Annotated in this window: 20 protein-coding genes and 1 pseudogene; 10 read left to right on the forward strand and 11 right to left on the reverse strand. The window is 60.9% G+C overall.

Annotated elements, in window-relative coordinates; all coding sequences use genetic code 11:
• Nucleotides 1-4: 4 nt before the first annotated feature.
• From C4J91_RS02190 to C4J91_RS02200, 3 genes are read right to left on the reverse strand one after another with little or no spacing between them, the layout of a single operon-like run.
• The gene (locus C4J91_RS02190; protein ID WP_124360945.1) at nt 5-280 is read right to left on the reverse strand and encodes a phosphopantetheine-binding protein; all 276 of its coding nucleotides are present in this window, start codon (nt 278-280) and stop codon (nt 5-7) included.
• Nucleotides 258-1,070 (reverse strand): 1-acyl-sn-glycerol-3-phosphate acyltransferase, encoded by an 813-nt coding sequence (locus tag C4J91_RS02195; protein WP_124360946.1) that lies wholly within the window; start codon nt 1,068-1,070, stop codon nt 258-260. Before C4J91_RS02195 ends, C4J91_RS02190 begins: the two co-directional genes overlap by 23 nt.
• Nucleotides 1,046-1,765, reverse strand: coding sequence for a beta-ketoacyl synthase chain length factor (locus C4J91_RS02200; protein ID WP_124360947.1), 720 nt, complete (start codon nt 1,763-1,765; stop codon nt 1,046-1,048). The genes C4J91_RS02195 and C4J91_RS02200 overlap by 25 nt, the downstream gene beginning before the upstream one ends.
• Nucleotides 1,766-2,080: 315 nt before the next feature.
• Between C4J91_RS02200 and C4J91_RS02205 the strand changes: the two genes are divergently transcribed.
• Together C4J91_RS02205 and C4J91_RS02210 are read left to right on the forward strand one after the other, a co-directional pair.
• Nucleotides 2,081-2,851 (forward strand): ParA family protein, encoded by a 771-nt coding sequence (locus C4J91_RS02205; RefSeq protein ID WP_124360948.1) that lies wholly within the window; start codon nt 2,081-2,083, stop codon nt 2,849-2,851.
• Between the two features lie 484 nt (nt 2,852-3,335).
• Nucleotides 3,336-3,554 (forward strand): DUF6124 family protein, encoded by a 219-nt coding sequence (locus tag C4J91_RS02210; protein WP_124360949.1) that lies wholly within the window; start codon nt 3,336-3,338, stop codon nt 3,552-3,554.
• A 129-nt stretch (nt 3,555-3,683) separates the two neighbouring features.
• Here the strand turns inward: C4J91_RS02210 and trxC are convergent, their stop codons facing one another.
• Complete coding sequence (gene trxC, locus C4J91_RS02215; RefSeq protein ID WP_124360950.1) at nt 3,684-4,118, reverse strand: thioredoxin TrxC; 435 nt, start codon at nt 4,116-4,118, stop codon at nt 3,684-3,686.
• Between the two features lie 223 nt (nt 4,119-4,341).
• Between trxC and C4J91_RS02220 the strand changes: the two genes are divergently transcribed.
• Nucleotides 4,342-4,638 carry a type II toxin-antitoxin system HigB family toxin gene (locus C4J91_RS02220; protein ID WP_124360951.1) on the forward strand — a complete coding sequence of 99 codons (297 nt, stop codon included), beginning with the start codon at nt 4,342-4,344 and terminating at the stop codon, nt 4,636-4,638.
• A complete protein-coding gene (locus C4J91_RS02225; protein WP_124360952.1) occupies nt 4,635-5,036 on the forward strand; it encodes a type II toxin-antitoxin system HigA family antitoxin in 402 nt (133 codons plus the stop codon). The genes C4J91_RS02220 and C4J91_RS02225 overlap by 4 nt, the downstream gene beginning before the upstream one ends.
• A gap of 4 nt (nt 5,037-5,040) precedes the next feature.
• Here the strand turns inward: C4J91_RS02225 and selO are convergent, their stop codons facing one another.
• The 5 genes and pseudogenes from selO to C4J91_RS28045 all read right to left on the reverse strand — a co-directional run.
• Nucleotides 5,041-6,504 (reverse strand): protein adenylyltransferase SelO, encoded by a 1,464-nt coding sequence (gene selO, locus C4J91_RS02230; protein WP_124360953.1) that lies wholly within the window; start codon nt 6,502-6,504, stop codon nt 5,041-5,043.
• A 48-nt stretch (nt 6,505-6,552) separates the two neighbouring features.
• The gene (mscK, locus tag C4J91_RS02235) at nt 6,553-9,930 is read right to left on the reverse strand and encodes a mechanosensitive channel MscK (protein ID WP_124360954.1); all 3,378 of its coding nucleotides are present in this window, start codon (nt 9,928-9,930) and stop codon (nt 6,553-6,555) included.
• A gap of 48 nt (nt 9,931-9,978) precedes the next feature.
• Nucleotides 9,979-11,721, reverse strand: coding sequence for a potassium/proton antiporter (locus C4J91_RS02240; protein ID WP_124360955.1), 1,743 nt, complete (start codon nt 11,719-11,721; stop codon nt 9,979-9,981).
• 227 nt (nt 11,722-11,948) lie between these two features.
• Nucleotides 11,949-12,821, reverse strand: coding sequence for a methyl-accepting chemotaxis protein (locus C4J91_RS28040; protein WP_371850830.1), 873 nt, complete (start codon nt 12,819-12,821; stop codon nt 11,949-11,951).
• A gap of 30 nt (nt 12,822-12,851) precedes the next feature.
• Nucleotides 12,852-13,628 (reverse strand): annotated as a pseudogene (locus C4J91_RS28045) (MCP four helix bundle domain-containing protein); the annotation flags it as partial.
• Between the two features lie 223 nt (nt 13,629-13,851).
• On the opposite strand from C4J91_RS28045, the gene C4J91_RS02250 reads away from it, so the two are divergent.
• Both C4J91_RS02250 and C4J91_RS02255 read left to right on the forward strand, forming a co-directional pair.
• On the forward strand, nt 13,852-14,082 hold the full coding sequence (locus C4J91_RS02250) for a hypothetical protein (RefSeq protein WP_124360957.1): 231 nt from the start codon (nt 13,852-13,854) through the stop codon (nt 14,080-14,082).
• Complete coding sequence (locus C4J91_RS02255; protein ID WP_057724383.1) at nt 14,079-14,369, forward strand: cell division protein ZapA; 291 nt, start codon at nt 14,079-14,081, stop codon at nt 14,367-14,369. Before C4J91_RS02250 ends, C4J91_RS02255 begins: the two co-directional genes overlap by 4 nt.
• Here the strand turns inward: C4J91_RS02255 and C4J91_RS02260 are convergent.
• Together C4J91_RS02260 and putA are read right to left on the reverse strand one after the other, a co-directional pair.
• Nucleotides 14,366-16,168: an acyl-CoA dehydrogenase gene (locus tag C4J91_RS02260; protein ID WP_124360958.1), complete on the reverse strand. Its 1,803-nt coding sequence runs from the start codon at nt 16,166-16,168 to the stop codon at nt 14,366-14,368. The two genes, C4J91_RS02255 and C4J91_RS02260, sit on opposite strands and share 4 nt — an antisense overlap.
• A 287-nt stretch (nt 16,169-16,455) precedes the next feature.
• Nucleotides 16,456-20,409, reverse strand: coding sequence for a trifunctional transcriptional regulator/proline dehydrogenase/L-glutamate gamma-semialdehyde dehydrogenase (gene putA, locus C4J91_RS02265; RefSeq protein ID WP_124360959.1), 3,954 nt, complete (start codon nt 20,407-20,409; stop codon nt 16,456-16,458).
• 462 nt (nt 20,410-20,871) lie between these two features.
• On the opposite strand from putA, the gene putP reads away from it, so the two are divergent.
• The 4 genes from putP (at nt 20,872) to C4J91_RS02285 (ending at nt 26,223) form a co-directional block, all read left to right on the forward strand.
• Nucleotides 20,872-22,356 carry a sodium/proline symporter PutP gene (gene putP / locus C4J91_RS02270; RefSeq protein ID WP_124360960.1) on the forward strand — a complete coding sequence of 495 codons (1,485 nt, stop codon included), beginning with the start codon at nt 20,872-20,874 and terminating at the stop codon, nt 22,354-22,356.
• 205 nt (nt 22,357-22,561) lie between these two features.
• A complete protein-coding gene (locus C4J91_RS02275) occupies nt 22,562-24,583 on the forward strand; it encodes a type VI secretion system tip protein VgrG (protein ID WP_124360961.1) in 2,022 nt (673 codons plus the stop codon).
• A complete protein-coding gene (locus C4J91_RS02280) occupies nt 24,583-25,308 on the forward strand; it encodes a DUF4123 domain-containing protein (protein WP_124360962.1) in 726 nt (241 codons plus the stop codon). The genes C4J91_RS02275 and C4J91_RS02280 overlap by 1 nt, the downstream gene beginning before the upstream one ends.
• Before the next feature lie 78 nt (nt 25,309-25,386).
• Entirely contained in the window at nt 25,387-26,223 is an 837-nt protein-coding gene (locus tag C4J91_RS02285; RefSeq protein ID WP_124360963.1) for a 23S rRNA (adenine(2030)-N(6))-methyltransferase RlmJ, read from the forward strand.
• The last annotated feature ends 99 nt before the right edge of the window (nt 26,224-26,322 follow it).

The raw sequence follows: 26,322 nt of genomic DNA on the forward strand, positions 1-26,322 counted from the left end.
GGTCTCAAGCTGCCTGTCTGGCCGTGACGAATGCCGCAAGGCTGGCCACGTTGGTGAAGTGATTGCGCGTGTCCTTGGCGTCGGCGTCGATCTTGATGCCGTACGTTTTCTGGATGGCCAGGCCCAGTTCCAGGGCGTCGACCGAATCCAGGCCCAGGCCTTCGCCGAACAGCGTCTGCTCGCTGCCGATGTCGTCGGCACTGATGTCCTCCAGGCCCAGGGCCTCGATGATCAGCGTCTTTATGTCGTGCTCAAGGCTAAGGCGGTGTTGGTCGCTCATCTTCGGCGAGCTCCTTAATGAAATAGTGATGCAGGTAATCGTTGAGCTTGCGTGACGCCTGGGGCGCGGGGCCCAGTGCGGCGAACGCCTGTGGTTCTATATCGGCACCCACGCGCAAACTGAAGTGGAATCGGCATCTGGGAATGCGATACCAGGGCTCGGCCTTGGTCAGGGTGGTGGGGCTGACCTTGATCACCACCGGGGTGATGATTGTCGCACCGCGCAGCGCAATGGCCGCGCCGCCGCGATGAAAGGCAGGTGGCGCGCCGGGTGTGGTGCGGGTGCCTTCGGGAAAGATGATCAGGGTCTGGCCTGCGCGCAGGGCGTCGGCCGCCGCGTCCAGCATGTCGGCGCTGCCGTCGTTGCTGATGTAGCCGGCGTCGCGCACCGGGCCCCGGGTAAACGGGTTCTGAAACAGGCTCTGCTTGACCACGCAATTGGTCTGGCGCATCAGGCCGATCAGGAACACGACGTCAATCAGCGACGGGTGGTTGGCGACGATCATCTGGCCGGGGCGGCCGAGTTTGTCCGCACCCTCGACGCTGTAGGTGAGGATGCCCAGAAACTTCATCATCCGGATAAAAAACCAGAACAGGCAACTGATGGTGTGGCGCGCGCGTCGTTGATGCTGCCTGGCGTCGCCCGGCAGGCAACTGAGCAGCGGGAATACCAGCAAGCGCAGGCACAGCCCGCCGACACCGAACATAAAGAAGCTGGTGGCTGTGGCGAACAGGCGCCAGTAATAGGCCTGCCGTGGTTTGTCGGTCAGGACTTGCGTCGCCAGTTCCATACTCGGTTCTTCCAGGCATGTTGGCAGGCGCCCTGTTCGGTCAGCAGGGTGCGCAGCAGGTTCAGGGCGTGGGGCCACTGGGTTTGAGTGAGTTGGACAGCGCTGCTGTTTAGTTCCAGTTGCCACTCGTCGCCGGGCGTGAGCAGAAGGCCGAGGGCATAGGGGAAGGGCACGTCGGCGATCCAGCTGGCATACGCCTCGGGCGGTTGTTCCTCGGTAATCACCAGCAATACCGCCGGGGCGCCTTCGTTGAGCAACGCAACGGCTTCGAGCAGGCCGTGTTCGAGGCCATCGCCAGCGGCGGCGAGGGCGGTCATTTCGCTGGTTTCATTGCGCAGGATCGACCACAGGCCAATCACCGCATTGTGCACCGACAGGCTGAACTGGGTCGGCGACAGCGGCTGCTCGTTGGCCAGGTCGCTGAGGATGTCGAGGGTGCGCGGGGTCTCGCCGTGGCGCGAGACAAACACCAGGGGCAGCGCTTCATGGCCTTCGGCCAGCGGCCAGCCCACACTGAACGCCATGCGCGCCAGGCGGCTTAAGCGTCGGCGTTGCATGGCTGGCAAAAATGACACATCCGGGGAGGCATCGCTGGCGGGCAGCAACACCGGGTCCCGGCACCATGCCTGCCAGTCGTCCGCACGCTCCAGGCCAGGGGCCCAGGCGCGCCATTGGGCGATGTTGAAGTTGATCACTGAGAAGTTATCCCGCCCCTGCGGGCTTCCATGTGCGGCCAATGGCCCCGGATTCCGGGACAGAGGGCAATGGCCGAATGGCGCGCATTATCCCGGTGCCGTGGGCTTCTAGCAAATATTGGTAAAAATTTGTTCACGACGGATCACAAATAAATTGGACGGACTCACAAATTGTGCGCGATAGAGGGCCGAACTGGATTGTCGGAGCGTTCCCATTCATTTGTGGGCCAGGCACAGCGAATGGATGAACGAGGTAGCTAACCGGCGCTTTTGCGCTCTACACTCGGTCATTCATTGATACACGGAGGTTTTCCCATGCGGCGCGTGGTGTTCAATCAGAAAGGCGGCGTGGGCAAGTCCAGCATCGCCTGCAACCTGGCGGCGGTCAGCGCCAGCGAAGGTTATCGAACCCTGTTGGTAGACCTCGATGCACAGGCCAACTCCACCCAGTACCTTACAGGGCTGACCGGCGACGATATCCCCATGGGAATCGCCGACTTTTTCAAGCAAACCCTGTCTTCCGGGCCGTTTTCGAAGAAAAACAAGGTGGATATCTACGAAACGCCGTTCGACAACCTGCACGTCATCACCGCCACTCCGGAACTGGCAGACCTGCAGCCCAAGCTTGAGGCCAAGCACAAGATCAACAAGCTGCGAAAGCTGTTGGATGAGTTGAGCGAGGATTACGACCGCATTTACCTGGATACGCCGCCGGCGTTGAATTTCTATGCGGTGTCGGCGCTGATTGCCGCTGATCGTGTGCTGATTCCCTTTGATTGCGACAGCTTCTCGCGCCAGGCCCTGTATGGCCTGTTGGCTGAAATCGAAGAATTGAAGGAAGACCATAACGAAGGCCTGGAAGTCGAAGGCATTGTGGTCAACCAGTTCCAGGCCCGGGCGAGCCTGCCGCAGCAGATCCTCGATGAAATGATTGCCGAAGGGCTGCCGGTGCTGCCGGTGTACCTGGTCAGTTCGGTGCGCATGCGCGAGTCGCATCAGGAGAGCAAGCCGCTGATTCATCTGGACCCACGGCATAAGCTGACGCTGCAGTTTGTGGAACTGCATAACCTGCTGGAAAGCGCCTGACCTTACGGCTACACAGACCCAATGTGGGAGGGGGCTTGCTCCCGATGGCAGAGTGTCAGGCACTTAAGTGTCACTGACCCACCGCTATCGGGAGCAAGCCCCCTCCCACATTTTGGATAGCGATCGAGCAGGGGGATTTGGATTTTTCCCACATGGTCTGTAGGAAGGGTCTGGCGCAAGGGGTTGGGTCTTGTATCGTTGCCTACAGCTACGCCAGAATCCGCCGGCTTGTGCGTCTGGATGGGCATCTCTAAGGTTTGCCAGTCGCTGAATGTTCAGTGATCGGGTTTAGTAGCCCACTCAGACGAAAGCATGTGCACCGCTCCAAAAGCATGGCGTTTCTTGCCTGTCGATGGTAGCTGTACGCAGGGCACCTTCGGGTGCGCCGGGTTTTGCTTTCGTTCTACCGGTCTACTAACCTGCGTACAGCTGCCGCCCCTTGTTTAGTAGCAAGCAGGCGATGGCCCTGGCAGAGAACGAAAATATGAATTTATTTACCGTCACACCCAACCTTCCTACCGAAGCGCTGATCATCAACAGCTACGAAACCTTCTCTTCGGTCCGCACCTTATTGCTCAATCTATCCAACGACCTCACCGGCGAACACCGCGACGTGGCCCTGGCTATCCATCAATTGAGTGAGCTTGGCGTCATGCTGGTCAGCCAAATGATGGACCGCCAATCTCCACTGGCCCAAGGCTGAAACGCGGTCGAAATGTGGGAGGGGGCTTGCTCCCGATGGCGGTGTGTCAGTCCTGCACTTGGCAACTGATCCACTGCTATCGGGGGCAAGCCCCCTCCCACATGGTTTGGTGTTGTTCTGATGGGCCGGTTACACGCCTTGGCTGCGCAACCAACTCATCAATTGCGGCAACGGAAACGCCCCACTCTGGCGCGCTACTTCCCGGCCGTTTTTGAACAGAATCAAACTGGGAATCGAGCGAATCCCCAGCTGCGCCGACAACTGCTGGTTGGCCTCGCTGTCCAGCTTGGCCAGCCGGCACTTGCCCTCCAACTGCCCGGCGGCCTGTTCGAACACCGGCGCAAACGACTTGCACGGCCCGCACCAATCCGCCCACACATCCACCAGCAACGGCAGGTCACCCTTGATCTGGCTGGCGTAGTCGCCTTGTTTCAATTCAAAGGGTTTGCTCAACAACACAGGCTGCTTGCAGCGCCCACATTTCGGCGCATCACCCAGGCGTTCGCCGGGGATGCGGTTGAGGCCGTTGCAATGAGGGCAGGGGATTACAAGAGATTCGGACATTGGGGGCTCCAGGGGACTTGCCAATAGGGTGTATCTGGTGCCGGGGCTGAGATTAATCAAGGCTTGCTGCAGAGACTCATTCGCTCACAGTTTTGCCCGCGCCGCGGTGAATCGTCTGGCTAGGCTTTCTGGTGTGCGCCACCGGTCTGTTTGCGGCTATAGCAAATTGCGATAGTTCGAAATCAGGTTTAACTTTCATAGCAAGATGCGATAAGGACGTTGCATGCGAGTCATCAGTGAAAGCAGGATCTGGGAAGCAAAGGGAAAATGGCCGCGCTCGGCGACGGCTTTGGATCAGTGGTATCGCGTGATCAAACGCAACGCCCCCAAGGACTTCGCCGCAATGAAAACCATGTTTCCCGCCACGGACAAGGTAGGTGAATTTCATGTGTTTGATATTGGCGGTAACAAGCTGAGGTTGATTGCATCGGTGCAGTATCGAATGCAGCGCGTTTACATCAAGCACCTGCTTGACCATCGCGATCATGAGAAGGACAAATGGAAGGAAAAAATCAAATGAGCGCACTTATGCGAGTGGCGGCAGAGCACTGGCAATTCGTTTCGCCCGTGCTGCGCAAGCCGGAAACCGAGGCAGAATACGACACACTGGTATGCGGTTTGGATGAGCTGTTGAGCCTGGTGGGTGACGACGAAGATAGCCCGCTGATGAGCCTGGTCGACATTCTCAGCGACTGGATAGAAGCCTATGACCGTGAGCATCGTCCAATGCCCGTGGCCAGCGGGGTGGATGTGCTGCGTTACATGATGCGCGAGCACAATCTCACCCAGAGCGACCTTCCAGGGGTCGGCGCGCAATCAGTCGTCTCGGAAATATTGAGCGGGAAACGCCAGCTCAACGTGCGCCAGATTCGTTGGCTGGCCGAGCGTTTCGGGGTGTCTGTGGAGACCTTTATCTAAGAGGTCAAGACGAGCAACTAATCTCCAGATGCTTGCCCCAATCCGGCGGCCGCTGTGCGTACTGTTCCATTCCCGCTTGTTCCTCAAACGGTTTGGTCAGGACTTCATGCAGCCGTCGCACTTCGCTGTAATTGCCTGACTCGGCAGCGGCGATGGCGTTTTGGGCGAGGTAGTTGCGCAGGATGTACAGCGGGTTCACGGCATGCATGCGTTCACGGCGCTGTGTCTCGCTGTCGTCCCCGTCTCGGGCAACACGGGCCTTGTACAGCTCGGCCCAGGCATCGAAACCGGCCAGGTCGACGAAGTCATCGCGTAACCGCGTGACTGCCAAGGCTGCCGACTCATCGCCAAGACGTCGGAAAAACAGCGTGTAGTCCACGCCGCTGTTCTGCATCAGCTTGAGCAAGCGTTCCACCAGCTGCTGGTCGTCGTCTTCGGCGGTGGTCAGCCCCAACCGGCGACGCATCAGGTCCAGGTAGTGCGCTTGATACAGCGGCAGGTACAGGCCAAGGGCTTCTTTAAGGGCGTCAACGCTGATAAACGGCGTCAGCGCCTGGGCCAGCGCGCTGAGGTTCCACTGCCCGATCGGCACCTGATTGCTGAAGGAATAACGCCCCTCATGATCGGAATGGTTGCAGATGAAGTGCGCATCGAAATCGTCCAGAAACGCAAACGGCCCGAAGTCGAAGGTGATGCCCAGGATCGACATGTTGTCGGTGTTCATCACGCCATGGCAGAAGCCATAGGCCTGCCATTTGGCGATCATCTCGGCATTGCGTTCGACGACTTCACGGAACATCGCCAGGTAAGGCTCCGGCTGCTCACGGCACTCGGGGAAGTGCAGGTTCAATACGTGTTCAGCCAATTCGGCCTGCTGCTCGGGCTGCTTGGTGTAATAGAAATATTCGAAATGCCCGAAGCGGATATGGCTGGGTGCCAGGCGCAACACCATCGCCCCGCGTTCCTGTTTTTCACGCCATACCGGTGTACTGGAGCCGATCACGCACAAGGCGCGACTGCTGGGGATGCCCAATGCATGGAGGGCTTCGGAGGCGAGGAACTCACGGATCGAGGAGCGCAATACCGCACGCCCGTCGCCCATCCGCGAGTAGGGCGTCATGCCGGCGCCCTTGAGGTGCAGGTCCCAATGCTCGCCGGCCTGGTTATACACCTCGCCCAGCAGCAGCCCTCGGCCATCGCCCAGTTGCGGGGTGTAGCCGCCGAACTGGTGCCCGGAATAGACCATCGCCCGCGGTTCCGCTTCGGCCCATAGCTTGTGGCCACCAAACAGTTCGGCAAATACGGGGGTTTCGGCCACGGCCGGGTCGAGGTCGAGCAGGGCCATGGCGGCGTTGCTCGCCACCACCAGGCGCGGCTCGTCGAGGGGCTCGGGCAGCACGTGGGTTGAGAACCCATCGCCCAGGCGTGCGAAGCGGTTGTCGAAGGTGAGTTCGTCGAGGGCTTTCACCGGCCATCTCCAGCAGGATGCCCCCAGCGTTTTGCTGGGGGTAATTCGTTAGTCGAGTTTGCTCGGCGGTGGTTCAGGCGCGTCTGCGACCTTTCCGGCGGGCGGCTCGGGAGTGTCCTGCTCGGGCGCGACGATGGTCTTGTGCTCGTCTTCCACCGGAACCAGTTTGTATTCGTGGCCTTGCATGTTTTTCAGATACACCTCCATCTGCCTGAACGAGATGTTGATGTGCTGTTTCTTGAACTCACGGTTGATAAAACGGTTGACCTCGTCCAGCACAGGGTTGCGGTCGCCCAGGTCGCGCACATGCATGCGCAGCTCGTGGTCGAGGGTGCTTTCGCCGAAGTTGAGGAAATACACGTGGGGCTCGGGCTCTTTGAGTACCCGTGGGTTTTCCTTGGCGGCCTTGAGTAACAATTCCTTCACCAGGTCCAGGTCGGAGCCGTAGTCCACGCCCAGTTTCAAGGTGACCCGAGTGATGGTGTCGGTCAGCGACCAGTTGATCAGTTGCCCGGTAATGAAGGTCTTGTTCGGGACAATGATGTCCTTGTTGTCGAAATCGGTGATGGTGGTGGCGCGAATGCGGATCTTGCTCACCGTGCCCGACAGGTTGCCGATGGTGATGGTGTCGCCGATGCGCACGGGGCGTTCGAACAGGATCATGATGCCGGAGATGAAGTTGGCGAAGATTTCCTGCATGCCGAAGCCCAGGCCTACCGACAGCGCGGCCACCAACCATTGCAACTTGTCCCAGCTCACGCCCAGGGTGGACAAGGTGGAGACAAAACCTACGCCGGCAATCACATAGGACAGCAATGTTGTGGTGGCATAGGCGCTGCCTTGTGCGAGCTCCAGTTTGGACAGCACCAATACTTCGAGTAGACCGGGCAGGTTGCGTGCCAGGGCGAAGGTGATACCGATGATGATCAGCGCGCCGAGCAGGTCGCCGATGCTGATCGGCACCATGCTGATATTCGAGCCGGTGCCGCTGGTGTATTCGTACAGCGTGACGTTATCGAGGTAGGAAAATACCGAGATCAGGTCCGACCAGACCCAGTACAGGGCTGCGATAAAGCCCCCGAGCAAGGCCAGGCGGATCAGGCGCAAGGATTGCTCGTTGACCTTTTCGATGTCCAGGGTCGGCTCTTCCACCACCGCTTCGCCTTCACCGGCTTCCTTGGCGGCCTGGCGTTTGGCCAGGGCGCGCGCATAGGCCAGGCGTCGGGCGGCAACGCTCAGCCAGCGCACGAAGGTGGCTTCGATTACCAGCCAGAACATCAGCAGGTACAGGGTGTTGATCAAGCGATCGCTGAGTTTCAGAGCGGTGTAGTAGTAGCCAAAGCACACGGCAATAAACAATGCGACGGGCAGGGCGGTGAAGACCAGCCCGATCGTCTTGCGAAACAGCGAAGCTTTTTCATGGGTGGGGCTGTTCAACAGCAGGCGGCTGAGCAACCATGCCATCAGCGCGTAGCAGGTGAGTACCACGGCGATGCCCAGCACGTCTTCGGCGAGCGCCGCAGGTTGGTGCTCGGCGATGGCAACCACGGCCACCAGGGCCAGTACCACCAGCCCGAGCTTGCGTACCCAACCTTGCAGGAATTCGACCTGGGGTTTTTCCCAGCGAAAATGCAGCTCGGCCACACCGCCGGGCGCCAGGATGCGGTAAGCGGTGTAGAACACCAGCCAGGCTTGGGCGATCTGCAACAAGGCCGAACCCAGGTTGGCGTTTTGCCCGCGGGCGTCGATCTGCAACGCATAGCCGCACAGCGCCAGGCCCAGGGACACCGGCATCGCCAGCAGGATATTGATCAGGATCGCCTGCGGCGTGTGCCACTGGCTGTCGCGCTTGAAGTGACCGATGTCCAGGTGAACTTTGTTGAGGCGCTGATACAGCGCCTTGCGTCGCCACAGCAGCGCGCCGATCAACAGCAGCAGCGGCAGGAACAGCCACGGGCGCTGGGTCAGGCCGTCATACAGTTCGCTGACGCTGGAGGCCCAGGGCAGGGTGGTGATTTGCTTGCTCAGGTGCGCCGGTACGGTCTCCAGCCACTCGGTGTCCAGCGGCTTGTTGCTCGGGATCCAGAACATCTGTTCATCGAGCGTGGCGCGCAGGGTGGTGGCGGTGCTCAGCAGTTGTTTCTGGTTCAGTTGCAGGGTGATGGATTCGTTGAGCAGCGCGCTCAATTCACGGCTCAGGCGCTCCAGCAGGTCGCTGCGGGTAATTGCCAGTTCCAGCAGGGTGCGGCGCAATTGCGGGGTTACGTCGTCCGGCGGCTGGTTGGCCAGCAGGTTATCCACATACGCGCTGGGCGAGCTGATCAGCTCGCGCTGCTGGTTGACCTCAAACTGGTACAGGCGAATGTTGGCGATGTCGTCGGCCAGGTCACGGTCGACGGTCAGGCGTGGTAGCGCCTGTTTCTGTTTGTAGAGGATCTTGGACAGCAGCAGGCTGCCCTTGAGCACGTTGATCTGCTCGTCCAGCGCCGAATCGCTTTGGGTGACGGTGTCCAGTTGCTGCTTGGTCTGCAGGTTTTTCTGGGTCAGGTCGTTGAGGCGGTCGGTGCTCTTGAGCAAGTAGTCGGAGAGCTTCAGGTTGGCCGCGCTTTCCGTGGCCAGCAGGCTGCTGCCGCCGGCTTTCTGCGCTTCGATGGACTGTTGGGTCACCGTCTGCTGGGACTGGGCCAGGCGTTTCTGGTTGATCAGGGTTTGCAGGTCCTGGATTTCCTGCTCCAGGCGCGCGGTTTTTTCCTGGATCAGGTCGTGCTGGCTGTTGCCCAGGTCTTGCAACTGGCTGTTGCCGGCCAGTTCCTGGCGGCGCAGGGGGATCAGCGCATTCAGGGCGGCGAGTTCGGCGTTGAGCTGGTTGCGCTGGTCGGCGCTAAGGGCTTTGCCGTTGTCTTTGCCGGTCTTGAGGGTCGCATTGATCTGCTGGATGCGCGTCTGGCTGCTGCTGATTTCGGTTTGGGCGCGCTCGGGGCGGGTTTGGGCGGCGATGGTCAGGCTATTGGCGTCGGCCAGTTCTTTTTGCAGATCACCTTGCTGGGTGGTGCGCTGCACCAGCAATTGTTCAAGCTGCGGCACGGGCAGGCTGGCGTAGCGTTGGGCCACCGGAATGATTTTGGTGGCCTTGAGCCGAGTCAGCTCGCGCTGGTTGTCCGTCGTCTGGCGCGGGGCATCTTCCAGCTGGCGCTTCAGGTCTGCCAGGCGCTGCTCGTACTCCTGCTTGTTAGCCAGGAACGTCAGGGTCTGTTGCAGGATGCTCTGCAACGCCTTCATGTCGGCGTCGGGTAGCTTGCGGTCGGGCAGTTTGTCCAGGGTTTGCTGGACAGCGTCGGCGCTGGGTGGGTCGGCCGCGTGAACGGTGCCAACACAAAGAGTCAGGCCCAGCAGGGCAGTGGCGAGAAAAGTGCGCAGGGTTGGCATAGAGACCGGTCGAGCTAGATGAAGAATCGGGGCGTGTGGCCCCGCAGTTTAGAGGAAGAGCCCGGGGCCCGGGCGACTTCCTTCGGGGAATCTGACGCCGACTTTGCCAATCTTGTTCCCGTCCATGACCGCGACGGTCCAGATGGTGTTGTTCCACTCCACCTGGTCGCCCACCACCGGCGCGCCGCCGACTTTCTGAGTGATGAAGCGGCTCAACGGCATGTCCGGGTCGATACCCTCGAGCTTGAGCCCGTACAAGGCCGATACCGCGCCGAGCTGGGCGTCGCCTTCGAGTACGAAGTCGCCGAAGAAGCGCAGGTCGAGGCCGCGTTGCGGCGCCTGGCTGAACAGTTTGCCCAGGGCCGACAAGTTATGTTCATGGCCGATGACGCAGAGCAAATCATCGACTTCCAGCACCGTACTACCCGACGGGTGGAGCAGTTGCTGGCCACGGAACAGTGCCGCGATTCGCGTGCCCTCGGGCATTTTCAACTCGCGCAGGGCGGCGCCGATGCACCATTTCTCTGCGCCCAGGCGGTAGACGAACAGCTCCCACTCGCTGGTGACGTGCACTTCCAGGGCGGCGCGGGAAATCGGCGCCGGGTCCGGCGGTACGGTGACTTTCAGCAACTTGGCCACCCACGGCAGGCTGGTGCCCTGCACCAGCAGCGACACCAGTACGATAAAGAACGCCAGGTTGAAATACAGCTGGGCATGGGGCAGGCCGGCCATCAGCGGGAACACCGCGAGGATGATCGGCACCGCGCCGCGCAGGCCGACCCAGGCGATAAAGGCTTTTTCCCGGCCGTGGAACGCCTTGAAGGGCAACAGGCCGACCATCACCGACAGCGGCCGTGCAAACAGGATCATCCACAGCGCCAAGCCCAGTGCTGGCAGGGCGATCGGCAGCAAGTCATGGGGCGTGACCAAGAGGCCCAGCACCAGGAACATGCCGATCTGCGCCAGCCAGGCCATGCCGTCGAGCATATGCAGGATGCCATGACGGCTGCGCACCGGACGGTTGCCGATCACCAGGCCGCACAGGTACACGGCGAGAAAGCCACTGCCGTGCAAGGCGTTGGTCAGCGCGAAGACGAACAGGCCGCCGGCGATCACCAAGATCGGGTACAGGCCGGTGGCCAGGTTGATGCGGTTGACCATCTGCAGCATCAGCCAGCCGCCGCCCAGGCCGACCAGGCCGCCGATGCCGAACTCGCGGATCAGATGGGTCAGCAGGCTCCAATGCAGGCCGGTCTGGCCGCTGGCGAGCATGTCGATCAGGGTCACGGTGAGGAACACCGCCATCGGGTCGTTGCTGCCGGATTCGATTTCCAGGCTGGCGGTCACCCGTTCGTTCAAGCCCTTGCCGCCCAGCAGCGAGAACACGGCTGCGGCGTCCGTGGAACCAACAATGGCGCCGATCAGCAAGCCCTGCACGATGTTGAGGTCGAACAGCCAGGCCGCGGCCATGCCAGTGAGGCCGGTGGTGATCAACACGCCCACCGTGGCCAGGGACAACGCAGGCCAGAGTGCCACGCGGAAACTCGCCACCCGCGTGCGCAAACCGCCGTCGAGCAGGATCACGGCCAGCGCCAGGTTGCCCACCAGGTAGGCGGTCGGGTAGTTATCGAAGATGATGCCGCCGCCATCGACGCCGGCGATCATGCCCACGGCCAGGATGATCACCAGGATCGGGATGCCCAGGCGCGACGACAGAGAACTCACCAGAATGCTCGCACTCACCAGCAACGCGCCGATCAAGAACAGGCTGTTGATGGTCGTCGCATTCAAAGGCAGTACTCCAGAGCAGGGAAAGACAGGGCGCAAACTGACCATGCAGTCTGCGTGCCAGGGATTCTAACCTGTTGAATTGCTGCGCTGTCAAAAGATCGTTCCCACGCTCAGCGTGGGAACGCCTCATTGGACGCTTCGCGTCCGCTCTTGACGTCGTGACGCAAAGCGTCACCTGAGGCATTCCCACGCGGAGCGTGGGAACGATCAAGCCCCCTCCCACATTTTTACAGCCGGAAGCGGCCCACCATGCCGTTGAGGTCCACTGCCAGGCGCGACAACTCGCTGCTCGCCGCGCTGGTCTGGCTGGCGCCTGTCGCCGATTGCACCGACAGATCGCGGATATTCACCAGGTTACGGTCGACTTCCCGCGCGACCTGCGCCTGTTCTTCCGCTGCACTGGCGATCACCAGGTTGCGCTCGTTGATCTCGACAATTGCCGTGTTGATGGTATCCAGCGACATCCCTGCGCCCTTGGCGATGTTCAGCGTGGATTCGGCGCGCTCAGTGCTGTTGCGCATCGAATCCACCGCATGCTCGGTGCCGGCCTGGATGCTGCCGATCATGCGCTCGATCTCGCTGGTGGACTGCTGGGTGCGATGGGCCAACGCGCGTACCTCGTCCGCCACTACCGCAAAACCACGCCCGGCCTCACCAGCCCGCGCCGCTTCGATGGCCGCGTTGAGGGCCAGCAGGTTGGTCTGGTCGGCCAGGCCACGGATCACGTCCAGCACTTTGCCGATATCGCGGGATTCATTGGCCAACTCACCGATCAAGGTCGCGGTAGCTTGCACGTCGCCGCTCATGCGTTCGATGGCGCTGACGGTTTCCTGTACCAGGTCACGGCCATCACCGGCCGAGGTGGTGGCGTTGCGCGAGGCTTCGGAGGTGCTCACGGCATTGCGCGCGACTTCCTCGACCGCGCTGGTCATTTCGTTCACCGCGGTGGCGGCCTGTTCGATCTCATTGTTCTGCTGGGTCAGGCCACGCGCGCTTTCGTCGGTGACGGCGTTGAGCTCTTCGGCGGCCGACGCCAGTTGCGTGGCGGAGCCGGCGATGCGTTGCAGGGTGTCGCGCAGTTTGTCCTGCATCTTGGCCATGGCGGCGAGCAGGCGGCCGGCCTCATCGTTGCCCTCGACTTTGATCGGGCGCGTGAGGTTGCCTTCGGCCACTTCTTCGGCCGCTTCCAGCGCTTGGGAAATCGGCACGGTGATGCTGCGGGTCAGCAGCCAGGCGAACAACAGGGTCAGCGCGGTGGCGATCACCAGCAGGCCCACGACCATGTTGAAAGCCAGATCGTACTGGTCTTCGGCCTGCTGGTTGGTGTCCAGGGCCATGCTGTTGTTGATTTCCAGCAGGCGGCTGAGCACCGCGTTGACCTGCTCGGAGTTGTTCAGCAGTTCGGTGTTGAGCAGGGCGCGCAATTCGTCGACCTGGTTGGCCCGGGACAGGCTTTTCATGCGCTCTTCGATCTGATGGTACTGGGCCAGTAACCGCACGTATTCATCGTAGGTCGCGCGTTCTTCGCGGCTCTCGATCAGCTTTTCATATACGCCCTGGGCGGTGCGGATCTGCTGGTTGCGCACGTCGAAGGCTTCCAGGGTTTTCTGCTGTACTTCCGGCTCGCGGTTGGTGAGCAAGCGGTACGACAACACGCGCAGGCGCAAGGTCAGCTGAGTGAATTCGTCGAGGGCGCGGATGCTTGGCACGCTGGACAGGGTGATGTCTTCGGTGGCTGAGCGGATCTTGCTCATCTGGTTCAGGGCGAACACGCCCAGAAACAACATCAACGCGCCGATAAACGCGAAGCCGAGGAAAGCCCTCGGGGCGATATTCATATTACGAAGAGACATGCTGGAATCCTGGGGAGAAGCGCGATCCGTGCGGCCATGAGACGGGGTGTGCATCGCGTATCGGCTCTGCGACTAAAGTCTTAAGGGGGCGCGCGCTTTTGTCGCAGCTGACCAGGGGTTGCACGGATTCAGGAACCAGATTGGGTAATTACAGTCACTAAGGCTCGAAAGCGCGGCCCGGCCCTTGAACATCGGGCTGCGCGCCGGGGATAACCCTGGCATCCGAGGTGAATTTTCTTTATCGTCACCGCCCTTTTAAAAAGCCCGAGAAATCAAAATGTTAGAAGCATCCCTCAGCCAACTGGAACAACTGGTCAACGACCTGGTACAGCAGAACCAGGACCTGCTGAGCAGCAACGAATCCCTCAAGGCGCAGCTGGCCCAGGCCAAGGATGAAAACGACAGCCTGCAACTGAACCTGATGGAACAGGAAGAAAAGCATGGCGCCACCGCTGCCCGCATCCAGGCGTTGGTTGAGCGTGTGAGCGCAGGGCCTGTCAGCGCATGAATGAAGGGATAAAGGTCGTTTCGATTCTCGGTGAGGATTACTCGATCAAGGCGCCGGCCGGGGAAGACCAGACCCTGATGCACGCCGTGACCATGCTCAAGGCTTCCCTGGCCACGACCAAGAAAAAGTACCCGACCCTCATTGGTGACAAATTATTGGTATTGGCCGCGCTGAACCTGTGCGCCGAGCAGATCGAAATGCAGCAGGCCCATCAACAGGAACTCGACCGTTACCAAGAGCAAGTCAGCGCCACGGTCGAGGTGATTTCCAAGGCGATCCAGCCTTAGAACCACGCATCCTGCATGCCCAGGCACGTATCGTCGCGTGCCTCCAGAATCGCCAGTTCATGATGGCAGCTTGGTACTTCCCATGTCAGGAAGTACCGGGCGGCCTGGAGCTTGCCTTTATAGAAGGCCACATCGGCCGCGTTGCCCTTGGCCAGCCCTTCTTCGGCGCGAATCGCCTGTTCCAGCCAGCGCCAGCCAATTACCGTGTGCCCGAACACTTTCAGGTACAGCGCCGAGTTCGCCAGGCTGCTGTTGACCTTGCCCTGGGCGAGATCGCTCAGCAGGCCCAGGGTGACCTTTTGCAGGCGATTGACCAATTGCTCCAGCGGTTCCCTCAGCGCGTTGAGCGTTGGGTATGGCTGCGCCCGAGCACCTGTCTCGGCGATCAGTCGAATCAATTGCTTGAGGCCGGCCCCGCCGTTCTGCGCCAACTTACGCCCAAGCAGGTCCAGGGACTGGATGCCATGGGTGCCTTCGTGGATCGGATTCAGGCGGTTATCGCGGTAGTACTGCTCGACCGGGTACTCGCGGGTATAGCCATGGCCGCCGAGAATCTGGATCGCCAGTTCGTTGGCCTTGAGGCAGAACTCCGACGGCCAGGATTTGACGATGGGGGTCAGCAGGTCCAACAACTCGTGGGCTTGTTTGCGTTCGGTTTCACCTGGCAGGGTGGTGGTGTCGTCGAACAGGCGTGCGGCGTACAGGCCCAGGTCGAAGGCGCCTTCCACGTAGGCTTTTTGGGTCAGCAGCATACGTTTGATATCGGCGTGCTGGATGATCGACACCGGTGCGGTGCTTGGGTCTTTGCTGTCCGGCAGGCGGCCTTGCGGACGTTCGCGGGCGTATTCCAACGAGTAGAGATAGCCCGCGTAACCGAGCATCACCGCGCCCATGCCGACGCCGATCCGTGCCTCGTTCATCATCTGGAACATGCAACTCAGGCCCTGGTGCGGTTTGCCCACCAGATAGCCGACACAGTTGCCGTTATCGCCAAAATTGAGTGCTGTGGACGTCGTGCCGCGCCAGCCCATCTTGTGAAACAGCCCGGCCAGCAGTACATCGTTGCGCTCGCCCAGGCTGCCGTCAGCGTTGACCAGGAATTTGGGCACGATAAACAACGAAATGCCCTTCACCCCGGCCGGTGCGTCGGGCAGCTTGGCCAGCACCATATGCACGATGTTTTCCGACAGCGGATGGTCGCCGCCGGAGATGAAGATCTTGTTGCCCTTCAGGCGATAGCTGCCGTCAGCTGCAGGCTCCGCGCGGGTACGAATATCCGACAGGGATGAGCCAGCGTGCGGCTCGGTCAAGGCCATGGTGCCGAAGAAGCGGCCTTCGATCATCGGTTGCAGGAAGCGCTGTTTCTGCTCCTCGGTGCCGAAGCTTTCGATCAGGTTGGCGGCGCCCATGGTCAGGAACGGGTAGGACGTTGATGCCGCGTTGGCGGATTGGAAGTGAGCGAAGCAGGCCTGGGACAGCAGGGTCGGCAACTGCATGCCACCGGCTTCGAAGCTGCGGGCGGCATTGAGGAAACCGGCTTCCAGGAAAGCATCCACCGCCGGTTTCACTTCCGGAATCAGAATCGCCTTACCGTCTTCGTAACGCGGTTCGTTTTCATCGTTCTTGCGGTTGTGAGGCGCGAAGTACTTTTCGGCAATGTTGCGCGCTGTGCTGATGGCGGCGTCGAAGGTTTCGCGATTGTGCTCGGCAAACCGCTCGCGCTGGGTCAGGCCCTCGGCATCGAGGACTTCATATAGCTCGAAAGCCAGATTGCGGGAACTGAGCAGCGTCTCGGACATGGCGGCTTACCTTTGGAGGAATGGCCCGAGTCTAAGTGCGCGAATAGAAGCTGGATAGCAAGATTGATCTGGGTGATGGAGGAGCAAAACGCAGGCAGGGAATTGAAATGAGGCCAAATGTGGGAGGGGGCTTACCCCCGATAGCAGTGTGTTTAAGATCGTTCCCACGCTCTGCGTGGAAACGCCTCTCTTGACGCTCCGCGTCACGCTTCTGGACGCAGAGCGTCCTTGAGCTGCATTCCCACGCGGAGCGTGGGAACGATCAGACTTGAAGCTGCTGTTTGCCGTTAACCGATGGTCATCAGGCTCGCATTACCGCCGGCAGCAGCGGTGTTAACGCTCAACGCCCGCTCGATCACCAACCGCTCCAGGGCAATGGATGTCTCACCTTGGGACAAACCATGCACCCCAACAATCGCCCCACCTCGCTGCGCCACTTGCTGGCACACCGCACGCAGTTGGTCGGAATCACCGTGATGCAGGACAGCGTCGAACACCACGTCGTCCTTGGTCCAGTCGGCCACGCGCTTGATCTTCGCCTGAATATCTCTCGGCAGGCGTAGGAACACGGCCTTGGTCAGCTCGGTTTCCGGCCATACCGCAGAACCGCCTACCGCCAATACCGCAGCGAGTTGGGTCAGCAGGTCACCTTCCACTTCCGCCAGGCACAGCACGTGTTCACGCGGCAGGATCGCATAGCTGTTGCGCTCGCCGGTCGGGCCGGCCAGTTGGCGGGTGATACCGCTTTGCGACTGGGCGGCGAATTGGCTGCACAGGGCGCTCAGTTCGCTGAAGTTGTGGCTGTCGGCCCAGGTTTTCAACGCGGTCAGCGGTTGGCTCATGGCGTCGCGCAGGCGCACGTCCGGTGCAGTCAATGCGTCGCCACGTACGAAGGATTGCTCGATCGCATCGGTAGGACGAGTCGACAGCAGGCGGTACAGGTACAGCGGGCCACCGGCTTTCGGGCCGGTACCCGACAGGCCTTCGCCGCCGAACGGCTGCACGCCCACCACGGCACCCACGATGTTACGGTTGACGTAGACGTTACCTGCATTGACGTTGTCGATCACCTTGGCGATGGTCTCGTCGATGCGGGTGTGCACGCCCAGGGTCAGGCCGTAGCCGGAGGCATTGATCTGGCCGATGAGCTGGTCGATCTCTTTGCGCTTGTAGCGCACTACGTGCAGCACCGGGCCGAAGATTTCGCGTTGCAGCTCGTCGAAGCTTTCCAGCTCGATCAGGGTGGGCATCACGAAGGTGCCACGCTTGATCTCTTCGCCATCGGCAATCGCCACCTGGTAAACGTTGCGGCCTTTGTCGCGCATGGCCTGGATGTGTTTCTCGATACCAGCCTTGGCTTCGGCGTCGATCACCGGGCCGATATCCACCGACAGGCGTTCCGGGTTGCCCAGGCGGCATTCCGCCATGGCGCCCTTGAGCATTTCGATGACACGGTCTGCCGAATCTTCCTGCAGGCACAACACGCGCAGGGCCGAGCAACGTTGGCCGGCGCTGTCGAAGGCCGACGACACCACGTCAATCACCACCTGTTCGGTGAGCGCCGAGGAATCCACGATCATCGCGTTCTGGCCACCGGTTTCGGCGATCAGCGGAATCGGACGGCCCTGGGCATCCAGGCGACCGGCGACATTGCGTTGCAGCAAGCGTGCAACCTCGGTGGAGCCGGTGAACATCACGCCTTTGACGCGTTCATCACCGACCAGGCGGGCACCGACGCTCTCGCCCTGGCCCGGCAGCAATTGCAGCACGCCTTGCGGAATGCCGGCTTCGAGCAGGATGCGCACGGCCTGGGCGGCGACCAACGGGGTTTGTTCGGCGGGTTTGGCCAGCACCGGGTTACCGGCAGCCAATGCCGCCGCCACCTGGCCGCTGAAGATCGCCAGCGGGAAGTTCCACGGGCTGATGCACACCACCGGACCCAATGGGCGGTGGGCGTCGTTGGTGAAATCGTTACGCGCCTGCACCGCGTAGTAGCGCAGGAAGTCCACGGCTTCGCGCACTTCAGCGATGGCGTTGGCGAAGGTCTTGCCGGCTTCACGGGCCAGCAGGCCCATCAGTGGCTGGATCTCGCCTTCCATCAGGTCGGCGGCGCGCTCCAGGATCGCGGCGCGTTCGGCGGGCGGAGTGGCCTGCCAGATCGGCGCGGCGCTGATGGCGCACTGGATGGCGTTGTCGACGTCTTCGACGGTGGCCTCCTGAACGTGACCGACCACATCGCGCACGTCGGACGGGTTCAGCACCGCTGCAGCCGGTTGTTCGCTGGCGGCGCAACCGAGCATCGGCGCGGCTTTCCAGTTGTTGTGAGCGGTGGCCAGCAGGGCGCAGGACAGCGATGCCAGGCGATGCTCGTTGGCCAGGTCGATACCGGCCGAGTTGGCGCGGTCGCTGCCGTACAGGTCACGCGGCAGTGGGATACGCGGGTGCGGCAGGCCGAAGCCGCCTTCCACCGTCGCCATCTGCTCGATGTTCGCCACTGGATCGGCCACCAGCTCCTGAATCGAGATGGAGTGATCGGCGATGCGGTTGACGAACGAGGTGTTCGCACCGTTTTCCAGCAGGCGACGTACCAGGTACGCCAGCAGTGTTTCGTGAGTGCCGACCGGTGCGTACACACGGCACGGACGGTTCAGCTTGCCTTCGGAGACCTTGCCCACCACCTGTTCGTACAGCGGTTCGCCCATGCCGTGCAGGCATTGGAACTCGTACTGGCCGGGGTAATAGTTCTGACCGGCAATGTGATAGATGGCCGACAACGTATGGGCGTTGTGCGTGGCGAACTGCGGGTAGATGGCTTCCGGCACCGACAGCAGTTTGCGTGCGCAGGCAATGTAGGAAACGTCGGTGTACACCTTGCGGGTGTACACAGGGTAGCCTTCCAGGCCTTCAACCTGGGCGCGCTTGATTTCGCTGTCCCAGTACGCGCCTTTGACCAGACGGATCATCAGGCGGTGGCGGCTGCGGCGTGCCAGGTCGATCACGTAGTCGATCACATACGGGCAACGCTTCTGGTAGGCCTGGATCACGAAACCGATACCGTTCCAGCCGGTCAGTTGCGGTTCGAAGCACAGGCGCTCGAGCAGGTCCAGGGACAACTCGAGGCGGTCGGCTTCTTCGGCATCGATGTTCAGGCCGATGTCGTATTGCTTGGCCAACAGGGTCAGCGACAACAGGCGCGGGTACAGCTCGTCCATCACCCGCTCGTACTGCGCGCGGCTGTAACGCGGGTGCAGGGCGGAGAGCTTGATGGAGATGCCTGGGCCTTCATAGATCCCACGGCCGTGGGACGCTTTGCCGATGGAGTGAATGGCTTGTTCATACGAAGCCAGGTACTTCTGGGCGTCGTGTTCGGTGAGGGCGGCTTCCCCGAGCATGTCGTAGGAATAGCGGAAACCCTTGGCTTCGAACTTGCTCGCGTTGGCCAGGGCTTCGGCGATGGTTTCGCCGGTGACGAACTGTTCACCCATCAGGCGCATGGCCATGTCGACGCCCTTGCGGATCATCGGCTCGCCGCTTTTGCCGATGATGCGGCTCAGGGACGAGGTCAAGCCTGCTTCGTTATGGGTCGCGACCAGTTTGCCGGTCAACAGCAGCCCCCAGGTAGCAGCATTGACGAACAGCGACGGGCTGTTGCCCAAGTGCGGGTGCCAGTTGCCGGTGCTGATCTTGTCGCGGATCAGTGCATCGCGCGTGCCTTTGTCCGGGATGCGCAGCAGCGCTTCGGCCAGGCACATCAGCGCCACGCCTTCCTGGGACGACAGGGAAAATTCCTGCAGCAGGCCCTGAACGATACCGGCACGGCCGCCAGCGCTTTTCTGGTTGCGCAATTTTTCGGCAATCGTGGCGGCCAGCTTGTTGGTGGCTTCGGCCATGTCTACCGGCAGGCGCGCCCGCTCGATCAGCATTGGCACCACTTCCGGCTCAGGGCGACGGTAAGCGGCGGTGATCGAGGCGCGCAGTACAGATTGCGGCAGGATGCTCTCGGCGAACTCAAGGAAGCACTGGTGGGCGTGGTCATGCTGGACTTCGCCGGCGTCGTCGGCATCCTTGCTGCCCGAACCGTTAAGCTCGGAAAGGGTTGCACCACCCTCGAGTTTCTCCAGGTAATTGAAAATTGCCTGTTTGATCAGCCAGTGCGGCGTGCGATCAATGGAGGACGCGGCAGCCTTCAGGCGCTCGCGGGTCGGGTCGTCGAGTTTGACCCCAAGGGTGGTCGTAGCCATTTTGTTATCCTCATGGGTGCCACTACCGAGTGGCATCTGCTGGCGGCAAGATTAGCTTTGCCCATGATGAGGTGCAACCGGGTGCAACCTTTTTTGTTCATGAAATTTTCGACGGTTGATCGGAAAAAATCCGGCCTTCTACCGAATCGGCGCTTTGATGGTGCATTTCATTCTGAGATAGAGTGTTCTTGCTCCGAAAAGGAGCAAAAAACCGGTGTTTGTCCTGAAATCCGCGTAGGTGCAACTTATTCGCGAGAAACTGGTTGCACCTTATTTGCTTTGTTGAATAGCATTCGCGCACCAAGGTGCAACCACTTCCACAGGTCGGTTCATCGGCTGGCGGCTTTCCTGGGGAAACGCCAGTCATAAATGCGCGGCAAGCAGCTTCGTTTACCCGGTTAACCACCGGTAGCGGGCTGACAGACCGTCGCTACATAAAAACAAAGCCAGGGCGTCACTTCTATGAGCGTTAGTAATCCCACCCTGATCACGTTCGTGATCTACATCGCAGCAATGGTACTGATCGGCTTGATGGCCTATCGCTCCACCAATAACCTTTCCGATTACATCCTGGGCGGTCGCAGCCTCGGTAGCGTGGTGACCGCTTTGTCCGCCGGCGCTTCCGATATGAGCGGCTGGTTGTTGATGGGCCTGCCGGGCGCGATCTACATGTCGGGCTTGTCGGAAAGCTGGATTGCTATCGGCCTGATCGTCGGTGCCTACCTCAACTGGCTGTTCGTGGCCGGCCGCCTGCGGGTGCAGACCGAACACAACGGCGACGCCCTGACCCTGCCGGATTACTTCTCCAGCCGCTTCGAAGATAAAAGCGGGCTGCTGCGGATCATCTCCGCTGTGGTGATCCTGGTGTTCTTCACCATTTACTGCGCGTCCGGCATCGTGGCCGGTGCCCGTCTGTTCGAAAGCACCTTCGGCATGTCCTACGAGACTGCACTGTGGGCCGGTGCCGCAGCGACCATTGCCTACACCTTTATTGGCGGTTTCCTGGCGGTCAGTTGGACCGATACCGTGCAAGCCACACTGATGATCTTCGCGTTGATCCTGACGCCGATCATCGTACTGCTGGCGACCGGCGGCGTGGACACCACTTTCCTGGCCATCGAAGCCAAGGACCCGACCAGCTTCGACATGCTGAAAAACACCACCTTCATCGGCGTTATCTCGCTGATGGGCTGGGGTCTGGGTTACTTCGGCCAGCCGCACATTCTCGCGCGGTTCATGGCGGCGGATTCGGTGAAGTCGATTGCCAACGCGCGTCGCATCTCCATGACCTGGATGATCCTGTGCCTGGGCGGCACCGTGGCGGTGGGCTTCTTCGGCATCGCTTACTTCTCGGCGCATCCTGAGGTGGCCGGTCCCGTGACCGAAAACCCTGAGCGCGTGTTTATCGAACTGGCCAAGATCCTGTTCAACCCATGGATTGCCGGTGTATTGCTGTCGGCCATCCTGGCGGCTGTCATGAGTACCCTGAGCTGCCAATTGCTGGTGTGCTCCAGCGCCCTGACCGAAGATTTCTACAAGGCATTCCTGCGCAAGGGTGCGTCCCAGCTTGAACTGGTATGGGTCGGTCGGATCATGGTGCTGGCGGTGGCCTTGATCGCCATCGCCCTGGCCGCCAACCCGGAAAACCGTGTACTGGGCCTGGTCAGCTACGCCTGGGCCGGTTTCGGCGCCGCGTTCGGGCCTGTGGTGCTGATCTCGGTGATTTGGAAAAACATGACCCGCAACGGCGCACTGGCCGGCATCCTGGTCGGCGCGATCACCGTAATCGTGTGGAAACACTTCGAAGTGCTGGGCCTGTACGAAATCATCCCAGGCTTCATCTTCGCCAGCCTGGCGATCTACTTCGTGAGCAAGATGGGTGCACCGACTGCCGGTATGGTCGAGCGCTTTGATGCCGCAGAAAAAGATTACAACCTCAATAAGTAATTCACCGGGCGCTGGGCGCTCGATGAGTTAACAAAAAGGCCCGCGTCCTACGGATGGCGGGCCTTTTTTTGCCTGTGATTTACGACGCTCCGAAGAGGATTCCGACGTTCGCGTGTAGGGTTTTACTGATTTTCCTCGGGCCTGCTCAGCAGGGAGCAACAGTGGTGCAGAATCGGTCGCCTATTTTTCTGCAGAGAAACACCGGATGTTCGCTCCTGCCAATCAAACCGCGTTTACCCTGACCCTGGATGGGGTTGCCAGTGACCTCAGGGTCTACAGCTTCAAGGGTAACGAAGCGCTCAGCCAGCCCTATCGTTTTGACCTTGAGTTGGTCTGCGAGCAGCCCGACCTGGACCTTGAGAACCTGCTGCATCACCCGGCGTACCTCGGTTTCGATGATCAGGGCCATGGTGTGCATGGCCTGGTTTACCGGGTAGCACAGGGTGATTCCGGGCGGCGCCTTACGCGCTATCAGTTCAGCCTTGTGCCGCACTTGGCCTACCTGAAACACAGCAGCCACCAACGTATCTTCCAGCACAAGACGGTGCCGCAGATTGTGGCGCTGGTGTTGACGGGGCAGGGCATCCAGAGCGATCAATTCGAGTTTCGCCTGAGCGGTACTTACCCCGAACGCGAGTATTGCGTGCAGTTTGCTGAAACCGACCTGGCATTCGTTCAGCGCCTGTGTGCCGAGCAGGGCATTCACTATCACTTCCAACATTCGGCCGAACAGCACCTGCTGGTGTTTGGCGATGACCAGACTGTGTTCGCCCAAACGGATCAACCGACCCCGTATATGCCGGGTTCCGGAATGGTTGCGCAGACCCCGGCGATCAAGCGGTTTGCCGTGCAGCTGGAAACGCGCACCACATCGGTGAACCTGCGCGATTACGATTTTCGTAAACCGCGCCTTGAGCTGGAAAGTGCAGCTACCGGCGAGCAACTTCCCACTCTTGAGCAGCAATTCTTCCCCGGCCATTTCAGCGAGCGTCCCCATGGCAAATACCTCGCACAGCGTGGGCTGGAGCGCCATCGCAGTGACTATCGGCTGGCGCATGGCTCGGGTGATGAGCCTGGATTGGTCAGCGGCCGCTTCCTCAGACTGAGCGGGCATCAGCGTGAGGACTGGAATGCGTTGTGGTTGGTGACGCAAGTGAGTCATGAAGGTATGCAACCCCAGGTGTTGGAGGAGGCTGTCACAGACCTCGCCGGCGGAGATTTTCGTCAGGGTTATCGCAACACATTCATTGCCGCTCCATGGGATGTCATGTTTCGCCCCCCTTTGCCTGAAATACCCCGCCCAAGTGTGTCCGGCTATCAGAGCGCGGTGGTTACCGGGCCCGTCGACAGCGAAATTCACTGCGATGAATACGGCCGGGTGAAGGTGCAAATGGCCTGGGACCGTGCTGACGAGCGGACTGATCAGTCCAGTTGCTGGCTGCGAGTCGCCAGTGGTTGGGCCCATGACCGTTATGGCACGGTGCTGATTCCCAGGGTCGGCATGGAAGTGCTGGTGGGCTTCATTAATGGCGACCCGGATATGCCGCTGGTGATGGGCTGCCTGCCCAATGCCGCGACATCGGTGCCCCTCGATCTGCCGGCGGACAAGACCCGCAGCATCTTTCGCAGCCAGAGCACGCCCGGCGGTGGCGGCTACAGCGAGCTGCGCATCGAAGACCGCAAGGGCGCCGAAGAAATCTACCTGCGTGCCCAGCGTGATTGGACCCAGCACGTATTGCACGACCAGCAGGTGCAGGTTGATAACAGGCGTCGGGTGAAGGTTGGCGGCGAGTCGCACCATGAGTTGCACGGCGAAGAGCAGCGCATTACTCATGGCAACCGCCTGACCGAGCTCAAGCAGGATGATCATCTGATGGTCGGCGGCTCGCAGCAGATGCGGGCTGGCAGGACCATTCAGATTGGCGCCGGGCAGAGCATCGTCATCGATGCGGGGGCCAGCGTTACGATTCAGGCGGGAGGGCAGTCAATCACGATTTCGGCGGGCGGGATTTTCAGCAGTGTGCCAATCCAGCTCGGCGGGGCGCCAGCACCTGCGGCGGCGCCGTTGACGCCCGGTTTGAAGGAGACGGTACTGGCAGTTATCCCGCTCCCCCTGAGCCCTGTGCAAGTCGCCAGCCTGAAACGCAGCGCGCCGTTTTGCGAAGAGTGCGAGCGTTGTCGGGGCGGGCAGTGCGATATCACCGATCATGCGCGGAGGGCTTCCTGATGCAGGCACTCATGGATCCTGGCACCTGGTTGGCACAGTTTCCCTTGCGCGGCGATGAGCGCATCTTTGCAGTGCTGGGCAATGCCAGCGCCGCCAAACCGCTCGTCGCCTGGCAAACCCTGATGGTAGGGCCGCTGCCGCGAGCGATCTGGGCGGGTACGGCCTACGCCCATTGGGACGAGGTGATGCCTTACGTGGGCATTGTCGAGCCGGGCAGCGCGTTTCTCGATTGGGTAGCCACCGCGCACGCCACCGATTGGGGTTGGTTGGCGGTATCCTCCAGCGCGCTGGACACCGTGATCGCCCATCTGCAAAGCATGACCAAGGTGTTTATGCCCAATGACCAGGCGGTGTTTCTACGCTTCTGGGATGGCGCTCAGTTTCAGCCGATGTGGCAGCAATTGGGTGACGAGGCGGGGAAGGTCTTGCCGGTGTTTGGGCGTTATTTGATCAATGGTCAGCCGCTGACGGTGGCGACTGACCCGATCACCCCTGCCAAGCCCTGGCCCTGGTGGCGAGTGCGTGCGCCATTGCTCGAGCATCTGGCTGAGCAGTCCCCGCAGGTACTGGTCGGCAACCTGTTGCAATGGCTGCAAGAGCAGCGTCCCGATCTGTATGCCGCCTTCACGCCGAGCACGTTGCGGCACAAGCTCACCTGGCTCGCGCGCAGGCCGGGGATCAACCATGCAGCGCTGGCCGATTACCTCGCTACGCAGTTGAGTTAACAAAAACACCAGCCGCCATGCGGCCCTGCACCTTTGCGCCGGTAGAAGGTAAACTTCGCCCCCTGCGCAGGAGCAACCATGAATTATCGTCACGCCTTTCACGCCGGCAACCACGCCGATGTCTTCAAACACCTGACCTTGACCCGTCTCATCGCCTTGATGTCGCGCAAGGAGCAGCCGTTCGCCTACCTCGATACCCATGCCGGCATCGGCCTGTACGACCTGCAGGGTGACCAGGCCAACCGCACCGGTGAATACCTGGAAGGCATCGCCCGCCTGTGGGGCGCAAACGACCTGCCGCCGCTCACGGCCGATTACATGCGCGTGCTCCACGAGATGAATCCGGATGGCCAGTTGCGCTACTACCCAGGCTCGCCGGAGCTGGCGCGGCGCCTGACACGCCCCCAGGACCGCGTATTGCTCAACGAAAAGCACCCGGAAGACGGCGTGTTGCTCAAGGACAACATGAAGGGTGATCGTCGGGTCAAGGTGCACCTGGGCGAAGGCTGGCATGTGCCGCGTGCCTTGTTGCCGGTGCCGGAAAAACGCGCGCTGATGCTGATCGATCCACCGTTTGAAAAGCTCGATGAAATGCAGCGTTGCGCGGCGTCTCTCAAGGAGGCCGTCAGCCGCATGCGCCAGACGGTCGCGGCGATCTGGTATCCGGTGAAAGACCCGCGCATGTTGCGCCGCTTCTACCAGGACCTGGCCGGCACCGGTGCGCCGAAACTGTTGCGCGTAGAGCTGCTGGTGCATCCGCTGGACACGCCCAACACCCTGACCGGCTCAGGCCTGGCAATTGCCAACCCGCCGTGGGGCCTGGAAGAGGAGCTGCGTGAATTGCTGCCGTGGCTGTCCAGGCAACTGGGCCAGACCCAGGGCGGGTGGCAGATGGATTGGCTCATCGCTGAATAGCCTATCTCAAGCCAAACACAGGACCCAATGTGGGAGGGGGCTTGCCCCCGATAGCGGAGTGTCAGTCAGTACATTTGTCACTGATACACCGCATCGGGG

Source organism: Pseudomonas sp. R3-52-08, from assembly GCF_003851745.1.
GTDB lineage: Bacteria > Pseudomonadota > Gammaproteobacteria > Pseudomonadales > Pseudomonadaceae > Aquipseudomonas.